The organism is Nitrobacter sp. TKz-YC02, from assembly GCF_049852135.1.
Taxonomy (GTDB): domain Bacteria; phylum Pseudomonadota; class Alphaproteobacteria; order Rhizobiales; family Xanthobacteraceae; genus Nitrobacter; species Nitrobacter vulgaris.
This window is the reverse complement of sequence record NZ_CP180728.1, coordinates 844586-857899: the sequence shown is the minus strand read 5'-3', so window position 1 is coordinate 857899 and position 13314 is coordinate 844586. Positions and strand designations below refer to the sequence as shown.

At 59.1% G+C, this 13314-nt stretch carries 15 protein-coding genes and 5 pseudogenes; 9 read left to right on the top strand and 11 right to left on the bottom strand.

Features of this window, described 5'->3' with window-relative positions; translation table 11 throughout:
• The first annotated feature begins 151 nt into the window (after positions 1-151).
• The 4 genes from ACM561_RS04030 to ACM561_RS04015 all read left to right on the top strand — a co-directional run bounded on the left by ACM561_RS04030 (position 152) and on the right by ACM561_RS04015 (position 1615).
• Positions 152-283: a hypothetical protein gene (locus ACM561_RS04030; protein WP_425908212.1), complete on the top strand. Its 132-nt coding sequence runs from the start codon at positions 152-154 to the stop codon at positions 281-283.
• Positions 284-658: 375 nt separating this feature from the next.
• Positions 659-937, top strand: a complete 279-nt coding sequence (locus ACM561_RS04025) for a hypothetical protein (RefSeq protein WP_425908210.1) — start codon at positions 659-661, stop codon at positions 935-937.
• Positions 918-1229, top strand: coding sequence for a BrnA antitoxin family protein (locus tag ACM561_RS04020; protein WP_425908209.1), 312 nt, complete (start codon positions 918-920; stop codon positions 1227-1229). Before ACM561_RS04025 ends, ACM561_RS04020 begins: the two co-directional genes overlap by 20 nt.
• Before the next feature lie 92 nt (positions 1230-1321).
• Positions 1322-1615 carry a hypothetical protein gene (locus ACM561_RS04015; protein ID WP_425908207.1) on the top strand — a complete coding sequence of 98 codons (294 nt, stop codon included), beginning with the start codon at positions 1322-1324 and terminating at the stop codon, positions 1613-1615.
• A gap of 448 nt (positions 1616-2063) precedes the next feature.
• Here ACM561_RS04015 and istB read toward each other — a convergent pair.
• From istB to ACM561_RS04000, 3 genes and pseudogenes are all read right to left on the bottom strand, one after another.
• A pseudogene (gene istB, locus ACM561_RS04010) lies at positions 2064-2543 on the bottom strand (IS21-like element helper ATPase IstB); the annotation flags it as partial.
• 360 nt (positions 2544-2903) lie between these two features.
• Positions 2904-3158, bottom strand: a complete 255-nt coding sequence (locus tag ACM561_RS04005) for a DUF2934 domain-containing protein (protein WP_425908205.1) — start codon at positions 3156-3158, stop codon at positions 2904-2906.
• A gap of 27 nt (positions 3159-3185) precedes the next feature.
• Positions 3186-3374, bottom strand: coding sequence for a hypothetical protein (locus tag ACM561_RS04000; RefSeq protein WP_425908204.1), 189 nt, complete (start codon positions 3372-3374; stop codon positions 3186-3188).
• Between the two features lie 593 nt (positions 3375-3967).
• On the opposite strand from ACM561_RS04000, the gene ACM561_RS03995 reads away from it, so the two are divergent.
• The 3 genes and pseudogenes from ACM561_RS03995 to tnpC all read left to right on the top strand — a co-directional run.
• Positions 3968-4150: a hypothetical protein gene (locus ACM561_RS03995; protein ID WP_425908202.1), complete on the top strand. Its 183-nt coding sequence runs from the start codon at positions 3968-3970 to the stop codon at positions 4148-4150.
• 776 nt (positions 4151-4926) lie between these two features.
• Positions 4927-5594, top strand: a pseudogene (locus ACM561_RS03990) (ISL3 family transposase); the annotation flags it as partial.
• A 235-nt stretch (positions 5595-5829) separates the two neighbouring features.
• Positions 5830-6495, top strand: a pseudogene (tnpC, locus tag ACM561_RS03985) (IS66 family transposase); the annotation flags it as partial.
• A gap of 340 nt (positions 6496-6835) precedes the next feature.
• Here the strand turns inward: tnpC and ACM561_RS03980 are convergent.
• The 5 genes and pseudogenes from ACM561_RS03980 to ACM561_RS03960 form a co-directional block, all read right to left on the bottom strand.
• Positions 6836-7324 (bottom strand): hypothetical protein, encoded by a 489-nt coding sequence (locus ACM561_RS03980; protein WP_425908200.1) that lies wholly within the window; start codon positions 7322-7324, stop codon positions 6836-6838.
• An 84-nt stretch (positions 7325-7408) separates the two neighbouring features.
• A pseudogene (locus ACM561_RS03975) lies at positions 7409-7550 on the bottom strand (MBL fold metallo-hydrolase); the annotation flags it as partial.
• An 84-nt stretch (positions 7551-7634) separates the two neighbouring features.
• Complete coding sequence (locus ACM561_RS03970) at positions 7635-8027, bottom strand: cupin domain-containing protein (protein WP_425908198.1); 393 nt, start codon at positions 8025-8027, stop codon at positions 7635-7637.
• A 66-nt stretch (positions 8028-8093) separates the two neighbouring features.
• Positions 8094-8846 (bottom strand): SDR family oxidoreductase, encoded by a 753-nt coding sequence (locus ACM561_RS03965; RefSeq protein WP_425908196.1) that lies wholly within the window; start codon positions 8844-8846, stop codon positions 8094-8096.
• Between the two features lie 105 nt (positions 8847-8951).
• Positions 8952-9899, bottom strand: a complete 948-nt coding sequence (locus ACM561_RS03960) for an alpha/beta hydrolase (RefSeq protein ID WP_425908194.1) — start codon at positions 9897-9899, stop codon at positions 8952-8954.
• Positions 9900-10465: 566 nt separating this feature from the next.
• Here ACM561_RS03960 and ACM561_RS03955 point away from each other — a divergent pair.
• A complete protein-coding gene (locus ACM561_RS03955) occupies positions 10466-10663 on the top strand; it encodes a hypothetical protein (RefSeq protein WP_425908192.1) in 198 nt (65 codons plus the stop codon).
• A gap of 42 nt (positions 10664-10705) precedes the next feature.
• Here the strand turns inward: ACM561_RS03955 and ACM561_RS03950 are convergent, their stop codons facing one another.
• Complete coding sequence (locus ACM561_RS03950; RefSeq protein ID WP_425909877.1) at positions 10706-10921, bottom strand: hypothetical protein; 216 nt, start codon at positions 10919-10921, stop codon at positions 10706-10708.
• Positions 10922-10932: 11 nt separating this feature from the next.
• Positions 10933-11132: pseudogene (locus ACM561_RS03945) on the bottom strand (TrbC/VirB2 family protein); the annotation flags it as partial.
• 435 nt (positions 11133-11567) lie between these two features.
• On the opposite strand from ACM561_RS03945, the gene ACM561_RS03940 reads away from it, so the two are divergent.
• Positions 11568-12317 (top strand): SDR family oxidoreductase, encoded by a 750-nt coding sequence (locus ACM561_RS03940; protein WP_425908190.1) that lies wholly within the window; start codon positions 11568-11570, stop codon positions 12315-12317.
• A gap of 69 nt (positions 12318-12386) precedes the next feature.
• Here ACM561_RS03940 and ACM561_RS03935 read toward each other — a convergent pair whose 3' ends face one another.
• Complete coding sequence (locus ACM561_RS03935; protein ID WP_425908188.1) at positions 12387-13289, bottom strand: cupin domain-containing protein; 903 nt, start codon at positions 13287-13289, stop codon at positions 12387-12389.
• Positions 13290-13314: the final 25 nt, after the last annotated feature.

Sequence of the window (13314 nt, the reverse complement as noted above, 5' to 3'; positions counted from 1 at the left end):
GGGTGACGGTACTGTCTGGCCTGATCGGAGCGACGACCCGTTCATACCGCCTCACGCAAGAAACCCAGCCTCAGATCGTAGTGCTCAGATGGGCCGCAGTTCTACCTTTCGTGCTAGTATTGCCTCTCCATCCTGTCCGGAGGACAGAACCATGGCCAAACGTGAACAGCGCGGAAATCGCGAAGCTAAGAAACCGAAGAAAGAAAAACCGAAAGTGATCACGGCGGCCCCAAGCATGAAGGGCCTTGTTCAAACCGAAGCGGCAAAGTCACGCAAGAAGTAACCCGTGATCTCTACGCAGAGTCAGGCGCCAGCTTGATACGGCCTGGACCTTTATTGCATCAAAAAACCGCCCGCGGATTTCTCCGGAGCGGCGGACGCAATTATTACGCAAGCACACCGCTATCAGAGGTCTGTCAGACAGTCAATCTCAGGCCACGAAGTGCGGAGGTGTGACGCGTGACGCGTTGTGACGTGTTTTTCCAACTTGCGTTGTGGCGGCATTTCCAGCTTGCCCCTCTATCGGCATTGATAGCCGCACCATCCATCACCCGCGCTCTGAAAATATTTTGCGCGAGATGCACAGAAATTTTTCTCTGGGAAGACGAGCCGGGATTACGGCCGGTCAAATTCTGCGGCTGGTTCGCCTAGCCCCATCTTGACGTCGGATCAAATCGTATATACAAAATACATATGCAAATCCTCCCAAACGCCTCGCCAACATTTCCAAGCACGGCTTGGACTTCGCGAGCCTGTCTTCGCTGACGCGATGGTCCTTTCCGGAAAGGCTGGGCGCTACCGCGCCATTGGCAAGGACCGGAACGGTGTGATCTGCGTGGTGTTTGCGACGCTCGGCCGGGAAGGTATTTCGGTGATCTCGATGCGCCCAGCCTCAAAGGAAGAAAGGATACTGTACAATGAAATCAGCAAAAAATAAGCGCACGAAGCCCGGCTTTACGAAGGCTGATCTGGCTGCGGTCTCCGACAATCCGGAATGGACCAAGGAGGACTTTGCCAAGGCGAAGACGTTCAGCGGGACGTTCCCCGATCTCGCCAAGACGATCCGCCGGCGAGGGCCGCAGAAAACTCCGACAAAGCAGCCGGTGTCGCTACGGCTAAGCCCGGATGTCATCGAGCACTATAAGGCGAAGGGACCTGGCTGGCAGTCTCAGATCGACGATGACCTGCGGAAGATTGCGAACCGAGCGAAGAAGCGTAAGGCGAGCTAAGCGGATTCAGCGATGAATGCGGAACGGTCTTCGGCCACCTGCGTTTTCCTAAGGTGTGTCAACAATGTCTGAACGCGCTTTGGAGAACGATCATGCAAAATAATCTGATTCCCGCCGCCGCTTTGGCCATGATCGGATTCACTGTTCCCGCGTCGGCAGCCGACATCGGCTACGTTCAGGAACCGGTGGCCGAGATCCACACCCAGGCTGGACCGCTGCCGCTTCAGGCGGCAGTCGATATCGCCAACGGAATCGGGCTGGTTTCCGTGTCAAACACGAACAAATGGGGCAACGAGTGGCAGGTCGAGGGCTATGACGTCGCCGGAAGCTATATGGAAGTCGATGTGGATGCGCGCACCGGCGCGATCGTAAACGTCAATAGGTGACGTCGGTCGTAGGCGCCCAAGCCAAGCCGACGAGACGGCCGATACCGATCGATGAGCAAGGTCGAAAGAGCTGTAGCTTCCGGAATAGAAAACCCCGCCGAAGCAACGCATGTTGAGCAGGTCAGAAGAGTTCAGAGAGAACGCCCGCAACTGCGGTAAACTTGCCGCTGAAGCGAAGGATTTGCCTTCAAAGATCCAATACGAGCGAATGCAGGAAGCCTGGCTCGCACTTGCCGAGGAGGAAGACTGGCTAGATGGTCTAATACCACCCCATAAATAGAAAACCCCGCCGGAGCGGGGTCCTTTCTTTGTTTAGTTCAGCTTCTTTGGCTTGTTTGTCAATCGGCTTCCAAATTTTTGACCCCTTTGATCGGCGTGTTTTGACGGAAGCGCTCGCCTGGTCGGAGCTTGCGGAGACGTGGCGAGCGCGGGCTGTGTGATCGTCGTCGCGGCTTTTGAATCTCCAGCTGTCGTTGCCGGTCTCGACGATGTCACAGTGATGGGTCAGGCGGTCGAGCAGCGCGGTTGTCATCTTGGCGTCGCCGAACACGTTTGGCCATTCGCCGAAGGCGAGATTGGTGGTGACGACGATGGACGTGCGCTCGTAGAGCCTGCTGACGAGGTGGAACAGGAGCTGGCCGCCGGATTGAGCGAACGGCAGGTAGCCGAGTTCGTCGAGGACGATGAAGTCCATCCTGGTCAAATGCTCGGCGATACGACCTTGTCGCCCGTTGCGGGTCTCGATCTCGAGGCGATTGACGAGGTCGACCACGTTGTAGAAGCGACCGCGGGCGCCGGAGCGGATGCAGCTTCTGGCGATTGCGATGGCCAGATGGGTCTTTCCGGTGCCGATACCGCCGACCAGGACGGCGTTGTGTTGCTGGGCGATGAAGCCGCCGCCGGCGAGGTCATTGACGAGCGTCCGGTTGTCCGCTTAACACAAACTGGGACAGACCTGTTTGCGATGAACTGTAACTCCAGCGGACCTTTTTGTTGCTAATCCGTGCTAAGCAGCCGCTTTGAATTCGATCTCAACGCTGGGCGACTCGCGCCGGGATTCAACCCAACACGTACGCCCGCAGGCGGCGATCGATAGAGGAATGCTCTAGCTGTCCGGCGGCTTCCTCTCGCGGTTGAGCGAAGACTTCCAGCGCAAACACGGCCCTTGCCGATCCGCATCGGGCCGCCATCCGATCAGTCAAGTCTCTTGCAGTCCGAGGCACGGCGTTCTCGCGCCAGCAATAGGAGTCTTAGGTTGAACGTGATTTGAATGGTTCAGGACCGCTGCCTAACGCTCAGGCATCTGGGACGGATCAGGCATCTCTCCGCCGCGCAATTCCCGCTCGGCCTGATGCGCCAACTCCTCGTCCTTTCCTGAGGGAAAGCCCGCTTGCTGCCATAGCTCGTAGGCGCGGCGCTCGATCTGCTCTTGCGTTGGCTCGCTGGCGCCAACGCGCGTCCCCGCGGTAGGCCTTGAGGTCGAGGGTGTCGGGGCCGTGGTCGGGCACGGTCCCCGCGAATAGCTCGCGATGAAGCGGGCCAATTCCGCTTAAGCAGCTCTCCATGAGGCTTACCCATCGGGACGCCTCCGTAGTGCGTGCTCGGCGAGCGTGTTCCAGTCGGAGGCGAGCTTCAGCCATGCCTCTTTGTCGATCGCGAGCCTCGCCTTCCGGGCGCGAGTCTGGCACTCGTCTGCCGTCGCGCGGTATCGTTCGACGTTCGGCTCGGACATCCATATGGGCTTGTCCAGGGCGCCCATCGGGTCACCGCATTTCGGAGACGGTTGGAGGGCTTTCGACGTTTTGCAGGCCGGCATAGGCGCCGGTTCGGTGAAGCTCTCGCAATTCTCTCGCCAATTGGCGAAGGTCATTTCTCGCTGCGCCGACGGGAAGCTTGCGCGCCCGGCGAAGCGCATCAGCAGCATGTAGAATAATCGGGGGCTTGGACGTGCCCCTCATCTCGGCCGCGCTAACTCGTTCCTGAAATGTCATAGCGTTCCATCTCGTGCTGTCTTGTCGCTGCTTCAGATACGCAGTTTCCAGTAGGAGGAAAGGCGGGAGCGTATCCGCTGTCGAAGTTCGATGGTGACGATAAAATTATGACCCTGAAAATTGGGAGGAGCGAGTCGTTTATTTTTGATTTTCGCCGGAACAAATCGCTTCTTTGCGCAGTCGCAAATCCTCTTATTTCAGCCCCTTGAAGGGATATTGTCCCGTTGTGGAGACTACGCCGGAGTCTCTGCTTTGATATTGTTCAACGACGCTCAAATTCTGGTCTTGTGATCTACAGGGATGAGCTCCACCATCGAGCGGATGGCAGCCGCCTATTTGTGGTCGCGTGAGACGTAGCTCCATGTCTAAGCAACTTACCTTCGTGGATCGCCTTACCGCCTGGGCCGATGAGGTTCGGGAGCAGGCAGCGACGATGGCGCCAGGACCTGAGCAAGACGCGCTTCTCAAGAAAATCATGCAAGCCGACCAAGCGACAGAACTTTACAACTGGATCAGCTCGCCGGAGCTTCAACCGCCGAAGTGATGGTCACGGGGACGTCGTTTCACGTCTCCCCGCCGACGCTTGATCTCAGCCCGACCGACGGCACAGTCGGCGGCGACCTCGAGGGTTGATATCGGAGGTCCGTCGCTGCGCACCGCGCATCCGGCCATGTCAGCCTCGGTTGGTCCGGATGGACCGCAGCCGGTCAGCAGAAACAGGGCAATAAGCGCAAAAGCTCTCATAGGGATTCCGATCCGGCGCGAGATGTGATAGGGTGATTTGCTTGCTGCGGCGTGGAAGGACACGCGCCCATGGCGCTAGCTAGGCCGTTGGGAAAGTGACAATAGGTAGGGCCACCCTCGTGCGAGGGAAGCACCAGATGCAAATGAGTCCGCGCGGATAGCTTTGCGTCAGTCAGCCGGTATCAAGCCCGGCCAGCAAGCAACCTCACTTCAAGCACCGCCGCGCCTTCTCGATTTGAGAGTTAGAAGCCCCAGCTTCCCGAGCCATCTCCTCGGCCTTCGCCTCTCCGATCCACGCCACTACAACCCGCACATCGTCACAGGTCGGAGTGACAACCCTTCCAGCTCCTTCGGCCATGAGGCGTTGAAGGCTTGGCGGCATAGGCCCAGCGTCTTTCAAAATCGGAAGACACTCACCGCGTTCATACTGATGCCAAGTGCAGGTCTATCGCTCGGCATGCCCCTGCCGCTGATTATCGCCGTGGCATCTGTGTTTCGGCGTGGAATAAGGGCTCTGACTCACATCTGATGATTTTTCTGCCGAGCTTGCGGTTCTTCAACGGGGGGAACAGCGCCATGCGAGCCGGTATTCGAATTTCGTCGCTTGTCCCGAGCGGGTTGGTTATCGAGAGCGTAAGCGATTCATCTGACTCGATTATTTTAGCCGTCCGATCCGAAAGCGACGTGGCCGAGTGTCCATTATGCGGGGCGAGATCGCGCCGAATCCATAGCCGATACGACAGACAGGTCGCGGATTTGCCATGTGCAGGCAAGCAAATACGCCTCCGCGTGATCACGCGACGGTTGTTTGCGAACTACCTCGTTGTCGGCGGCGGATTTTCGCTGAACGGTTCGGGGACGACGTTCTCCCGACCCGGTCGCGCCGGACGGCACGGCTGGAATGCATCGTCCACCATCTGGGGCTGGCACTCGGCGGCAGGCCGGCAGCGAGCTTTGCCAAGCGACTGATGCTGCCGGTGAGCAACGATACTCTGCTGCGGGTTGTTAGGCGACGAACGCGCCCGCGAATGGAGCCTCTGATCGTCGCCGGCATTGACGACTGGGCTTTTCGCAAGAACCATCGCTACGGAACAATCGTGTGCGATCTGGAGAGACGGCGGATCGTAACCCTGCTTCCAGATCGCGAGATTGCAACGGTGCGGGCTTGGCTTTCCGACCATCCGGAGATCAGGGTCGTATCGCGCGACCGTGGCGGCGGCTACGGTGAGGCCGCGGCAAAGGCGCACGCACTTCAACAGAGTCTTGGAAATCATCGGCCCGGCGATGGCCGAACGCGCCAATGATCGCAGACTGGGCCGGGAAACGCGCCGTCGGCTTGTTTTCAGTCTCGTGATTGAATCTCTTCATGCTTTCCGCGAAGGCCGCCAGCCTGCGGTCCCCAACCAGCGCATTCAGCAAATGTTGCGAACGCTGGATGATGAAGTGCGCGCATCAGCGGCGAATGCGATCCAAGTGTTTGAGCGTCCCGCTGCTCATCTGGCCAACTTCAGCGGCATCGTTCAGGTCGACGGTTATCCCGGGTTCGATCGGCTTCGCGACGGCGGCACCATCCAGCTCGCAGCTTGTTGGGCTCACGCCAGGCGGAAGTTCTACGAGGTGCAGCAGGCGACCGCCTCGCCTGTCGCGACCGAAGCGCTGCGACGCATCGCCGAGCTTTACGTGATCGAGGCCGCCATCCGCGGCCAGACCGCGGAAGCACGGCAAAGCATGCGTCGATCAAAGTCGTTGCCTCTGGTCACGGCGATGAAAGCATGGCTTGAAATGCAACTCGCCCAAATCCCGCCGCGCAGCGGGCTCGCCGATGCCACTCGCTATGCCCTGAGCCGCTGGGATGCTCTTTGCTGCTTCCTCAATGACGGCCGCATCGAGCTCGACACCAACACCGTCGAACGCGCCATTCGCCCCATCACGCTCGGACGAAAGAACCACCTGTTCGCCGGATCAGATGGCGGGGCTCAGCGCTGGGCCACAGTCTGCTCCCTCATCACCACGGCAAAGCTAAATGACGTCGAGCCCTTCACCTATCTCAAGGACATCCTTGAACGAATGTCGGCCGGTCATCCCATGAGCCGGCTCGATCAGCTCTTGCCATGGAACTGGCGCCCGGCAACTATCCTCAACTAAGATGACGTGTCAGGAATAGACGCTTACCGTTGAGCGCGTAAGCGTGCTTCGACGCAAGCGTCCATTTCTTGCACGCTTGTTATTCGTCTGACGGAAGCGATCTGTTCTCGTTCTCGATTGCAAATTGGGAGAACGAGATAGCGGAGGAGAAGCAATCGTGGGCGCGTCAGCACGAGGCATTCTGGCGAGCGCACTATGAGGCGTGGAATCAGCGACTTGAATCAACGGCGGTATTGCGCGGCGCAGGGCAGCTCCGAAACTTCGGGTCGGAAAATAGAGACCCCGCGAAGTGACAAGACTAAATCAACAATATCCGCAAAACAACGGATATCGCAAACTGCTACATCTGCGCTTGAAGAGGGGGACGGAATTTAATGACGGCGATCACAGCAATCAGAATGAAGATGGCCAGCACAACGGCTTGCGTGACCGCGAAAGGTGGTTCGGTCTGCATCGGAGCCAACGCATTGAGAGCCGAAACCTTCACGAAGCTCTGCACGACCAAAACGAAGACGTTAAGATAAAGCGATACAACAGCGGTGATTGCATAGATCCAGCGCCATGCGCCTACCAAGTGCTCTTTGTACAAAGCAAACAGCGCGACGGCTAGGATCACACAAGCCACAATTCCGACACCCAAAGCCGGCGTGAAGCCGTTGATGGGAAAAAGAAATCCAGTCAAGCTGGTGAGTGCCGTCGTGAAGAGAAAAAGTGCAGTTGTGACCGGCAATGTGTTCGAGGCAAACATCCCGCCTACAACGATCAGCCCACTTCCGATTGCGACAAGGGTGATAATGACGTGCAAGATTGTGAAGACGTCCGCCGACATCCCTAGGATCATGGAAGGTCCCCCGTTGTTGATCAGTTGTTCAAACGCATGAGGTCGTCTGTTTGGCCCTAATCGAAAAAGCGGTCAGTACTCCCAGGGACCCGGTACCCAACGAAAGACGTCGCCGGCGACCGCCACATCGCACACGGACGGAAACGACAGGTGAGGCCACCAGCGACCCGCGGTTCGCCGCCAGCTCCCGCAAGAGACGGACCCGGACGCGGAGCCGCCTCCTCCGGGTGTGAGGTGTTGTCCAAGCTCATGTCTGTCTCCTGCTGATCGTTCCTTTTCTACTTGGATTGCGTAACAGTCACTGTGCGGGCACGAGCGCCGGGGCACCCTTATCCTTTATCAAGAGCACCAGGAATTTCGCCGGCTGGGTGGCGCTTGCGTTCCGGTCGACGACGTGAACATCATCAGGGCCTTCATAGAAGGTCTGTCCTGGTGTCAGTGTCACCTGTTGTCCACCCTTCAGCTGCATCACGACGGACCCCTCCAGCACGTAAACAAACGAATGTGCATTGTGTCGGTGGATAGTGCTCGACCCGCCCGGCGCGTGCTCGACTGTGATCATCAGAGCTTCCCTGTCGGGATTCTCTGGAAGATCCTTAGACATGAGTGACGTGACCTTAGGCTCCTGAGCCGCCGCCGTGCCGATCATGAGGCACAGCATGGGAACTAACGCAACGAGTTTGATCGTCATAGTCGCCCCTTTCGTTCGCTACCCAGGACTCGCTCGTGATAAACTGGGCGTACCTCCGATGCGGGATCAGGCTGCTGCCTGTGAGCGGCGGAGCCATTCGTCGAAACCGATGCGGCCGAGGCGCGCCTCGCCCAACGGCACGAGCGAGTACTCCTCGACCCGGCCGCCGTAGTACCGGGCCTCGGGATCGCTCACGACCTCACGCGGGCCGCCGACTGCCTTCAAATAGCGCGCGACGATTTCGTTGAACGGTGCTCGTTCCGGGCCGGCGATCTCGACGATGCCATTGCGTGGAGGCGCGAGCGCCACATCGGCAACGTTGGCAGCGACGTCATCTGCCGCGATGGGCTGAAACAAGACGGGCGGGAGCCTGACTATATTTCCATCCGCGCTTGAATCGGCGATGCCGCGGAGAAATTCCAGGAACTGGGTCGAGCGGACGATGGTGTACGGGATGCCGGAAGTCGTGATCAGTTTCTCTTGGGCGACCTTGGCGCGGAAATAGCCGTTGTCTGTCCGGTCGATTGCCACGATTGATAGTGCAACATGGTGTCGGACGTTCTCTGCGGCCTCCGCCGCGAGAAGGTTGCGGCCAGAGGTCTCGAAAAATTCCAGCGCTGCCTTGTCTTCGAATGACGGCGAATTGGCGAGGTCGATCACCACCTGCGCGCCGGCCAGGGCCTCCTTGAGTCCGTCGCCGGTGACGGTGTTGACGCCGCTGTTGGGTGAGGCGGCGAGGACATCGTGGCCGCCCTGGCGCAGAATGGCAACGGTCTTCGAGCCGATCAAGCCGGTGCCACCGATGACGACGATCTTCATGGTTTCCCCTCCCTTGTCGACGACTGTAGGTCCATGGAATTGTCTCCTCTGAAAGTGCCAACCGCCCAGGAGCATGCGGCGCGGCTGGTTAGGGCCTCGCGGTCATCAGTCCGCGAAGACCTCACGCAGATATTCCGACGCCTGATCGACGGCACCGCGCACCGCGGGCGTGTTCGCAATCGGATTGAGCAGCATGAAGTCGTGGATCGTGCCATTGTAGCGGACCGACCTGACCGGAACGCCTGCTGCCGCGAGCTTGCGGCCATAGGCCTCACCCTCGTCCCGCAGCACATCATTCTCGTCGACCAAGAGAAGCGTTTGCGGCAAGCCCTTGAGCTGCTCCGAACTGGCGTTGATCGGCGAGACATGAATGTCGGCGCGCTTCGAGTGATCGGGCAGATATTGATCCCAGAACCACTCCATTCCTTTTTGTGTCAGCCACGGACCCTCGGCAAATTCTTTGTAGGAGTCGGTTGACATCGAGGCGTCGGTGACCGGATAGAAAAGAACCTGTGTTTTGACGTCAGGACCCTTACGCTCTTTGGCGAGCAGCGCGACCACGGTCGTCATGTTACCGCCAACACTATCGCCTGCGATCCCAATACGACTGGCATCCGCGCCGAACTCGTCGGGATGCTCGGCCACATACTTGAGCACAGCATAACTTTCTTCGACCGCGACGGGATAGCGACTCTCGGGCGAGCGATCATAGTCGACGAACACCACAACGGCGTTCGCTCCAATGGTCAGTTCGCGGATCAGCCGATCATGCGTCTCGCGGTCGCCCAGCACCCAGCCGCCGCCGTGGGTGTAGATCACCACCGGCAGCGGACCTTTGGCGCTCTCTGGCCGATAGATCCGGATGTCGGTGCGACCCTTGGGGCCGACATTGAGGATACGGTCCTCGCTGCGCGCGGGCGCAAGCTTGACCGACGCCGACTTCTGGACACCGGCGAGCACGTCGCGAGCTACCCCAGGCGAGAGCGTGTAGATGGGTACTGCACCGGAAAGGCCGTCGATGAAGGCTTGTGTGGCAGGCTCAAGCTGACTCATGAGGCTCCTCCGGTATTACCGATCGTCCTCAGCCTTCGCGATACCCCTACAATCGGTTTTGCAAGTGGTGCAACGATCGTCGTGGTTTGTTCAGTGCGCCGCACGCGGAATATTGGAAACACCGCCATGCTCCACCGCACCCGATTATCATTTCGCGCAGTGAATCAGCATGCCCCCTCTCCTCTCGTTCGCGGACTGCCTAATGAGTAGAACCATAACACATCGCGCGAACACGCGATATTCACATTTGTCGAGGAACGGATCCGTGCCTCCCAGGCGCGGGCTCTTGTGGATAAAAAAGCAACTGGTCTACCGTCGGACCAGAGGCGAGGGCCGCCTTCGCTGGAGAGTCGATCTAATACGTCATTTGGTAACTCATGTTTGTCTGTTCTGTAACTGAGCCGAGGAGTATGGCCCTACAAGATCAAGTAAATTCCACCCGGCGAGTGTCCTGGAACAGAAGCTGACGGGGGCAAAGCCGCCTTTGTACCCAAGCACATCTGGACGATCACTACAGGGTGATCGTGTTTGCAACGCGGTCGTCGTCTTGGCATTGAACAGGCTCGATGTTTGGCGCTTTGCTTTCGTCTTCGATCCTCGGCAGCTCGCCATTGTGCTCGAGTAGCGAGGACAAGGAAAACGATAACCAAACCAAGCTCTACAAGCGACTGATCAAGATTGCTTACGAGAGATACAGCAAGCACCTCAAAGACCTAAAATCGCTGACGCAGCGTACGGAGATTGGTCTGTCGATGAAGAAATGAGAAAAGCGCATTCGAACCTCACCACCCCGCGCCGAGCGACGCTTATTTCGCGGCGGCTTTGATCGTTCCGTCCTCGGCCTCGATCTCTTGTCCGGGCCGCGCGCGGGCTAAACCTTCGATCACGATACGGTCATTTGGCGCAAGGCCCGAGCGAACGACGCGCAGTCCATCAACGATCGGGCCCAGTTCTGTTTTCTTGACGCCAACCGTGCCGTCTTCAGCGACCGCGAATACGATCTTGCTCGCCTGATCGGACACGATCGCGCTATCCGGAAGTCGCCCGAGGTGTCGCCGAAGGCCAGCGTCAGGCTAGTGACGATGATGTTTACCGCGATGATCTTCGCGACCTGCTCTTCGGTCGACTGGAGGATCTTCTGGAGTGGCCGTTTTCCTGCGGCATCGATGAACCGGAAGCGTGGGCGGCGGGCGCCATCGCCACGCTGATAGCGATAGTGGACGCCGTCATCATCAGATGGTGATCCAAACTCGGTGCGCAGCATCCGCGCGCCACACGCAAAGCCTTCTGAATTTTGGTGAGACGCCGCCATACAGCCCCGATTCCATCGGGGTCGCGACAGACGTCCACCGGACGAGGATGATTATAAAGGGTCCGATTTTGGGCTGGTTCAACAAGAATTCGTGGGCGTTGTCGTGTAGCGTGTAAATACAGGAGAACGGCGGAGTTAGAATTCGATTGGATTGCGGTGAGCGATCAATGGCCAGCTAGGGCGGACCGACTCGGCGATCCGGTTCATCGCGCGATTTATTTTGCATCCATCGCTCCTGCCCCGTGGCCGGAATGGCTTCCGCCGGATGGCATGATTGGACACATATACTAATTCGACGCGCGGCCGGTGGAATGATGGTCACCGACGACCAACATCGATGAAAAGGAACCGAGATCATGGACCGGCTGACAGGCAAACGTGCGCTCATCACCGGCGGAACCAGCGGCATCGGGCTGGAGACGGCGCGTCAATTCATTGGCGAAGGCGCCCGCGTCGCGGTGACCGGCACCAATCCCGAGACGCTGGAAACAGCGCGCAAGGCGCTCGGCCCGGAGGTTCTGGTCATCAAGGCCGACGCAGCGGACGTCGCCGGCCAGAAGGCGTTGGCGGACGCCATCAAGCAAGCTTTCGGCGGCCTCGATATCATCTTCGTCAATGCGGGCGTTGCCCTGCTCAAACCCATCGAACAATGGGATGAGACCGCCTTCAACCGTGTCTTCGATATCAACGTCAAAGGCCCATACTTCCTATTGCAGGCGCTATTGCCGATCCTGGCCAATCCGGCTGCGATCGTGCTGAACACTTCGGTCAACGCCCATATCGGAATGCCGAACTCGAGCGTCTACGCTGCCTCAAAGGCTGCTTTGCAGTCGTTCATCCGCACGTTGTCGGGCGAACTGATCGGCCGCGGCATCCGCCTCAATGCGGTCAGCCCTGGGCCTATTGCAACGCCGCTCTACAGCAAGCTGGGTTTCAGCGAGACCGATCTGAAAAGCGTTGCCGAGAGCATCAAAGGCCAAGTCCCTGCCGGTTGTTTCGGCGAGCCGTCCGAGATCGCTAAGGCCGTGGTTTTCCTGGCCTCCGACGAGGCAGCCTATACTGTCGGCAGCGAGATCATGATCGATGGCGGCATGGGGACGCTGTGAGGTCAGCCCGGCCTGCTGGTGCGCAGCACCGCACACCGGAGCACGGCAACTTCGTACGCTCATGGATCGTCAGCTGGGCTGCGTTCTCGCGTAGCGGCCTGGCGGCTGTCCGACATGGCGGCTGAAGGCCGTGCTGAACGTGCTTGCCGAACCGTAGCCGACGCGCCTTGCGACCTCGTCAAGAGGCAAATCGTCGTGCCGGAGCATGTCCTTGGCTACGGCCATCCGCCAGGCCATCAGATATTCCATCGGACGCAGGCCAACCGCGCGGGTAAAGCGGTCGAAGAATGCTGAGCGGGACATACCGGCAACATCCGCGAGTTCGATCACGGTCCATGTGCGTTGGGGATCTCCGTGCATGTCGCGCAAGGCCTTCGCTACACGCACGTCCGAAAGGCCATGCAACAGGCCAGGTGGCGTGTCTTTGCTCCCTGACATTCGCAGCGCCTCGATCAGCAGGATCTCCGCCAGACGCGTCAGCACGAGTTCCCGGCCGACATTCTCCGCCTGCGCTTCCTCGGCGACCAGCCGCACCAGCGTCGTCAGCCGTTCGACGCCGCGGATATGGATCATGCTCGGAAGCAGAGACACCAGCAGAGCCGCGTCCGGGGTGTCGAATGCGAAGTAGCCCCCAAGCAATCTAACCTCGGCGGGACCATTGGCACGGCCATGCCGGACTTCTCCCGCCGTCGATGAAGCACTCCTCGGATCGAGTTGCGTCGGGATCACCGGCTCAAACCCCGACATGGTGAAGGCGGGCGTCGCTGGCAGCAGCACGAAATCACCCTGTTCTAGCGTGGCCGGCTCCTCGCCATCGACCATCAGACGGCACCGTCCCTCCAGGACCGCGCAAAAGCCGGGCTGGCCGAAGGCGGAGTAGCGCACGGCCCATGGGCCTGCACCGGTGATACTTTTTGAGAAGATCGCCCGCGGACGCATCAGTTCAATGACCTGAGTGAGCGGATCGGACATTCGGACTATCGCAAATAAAATATGG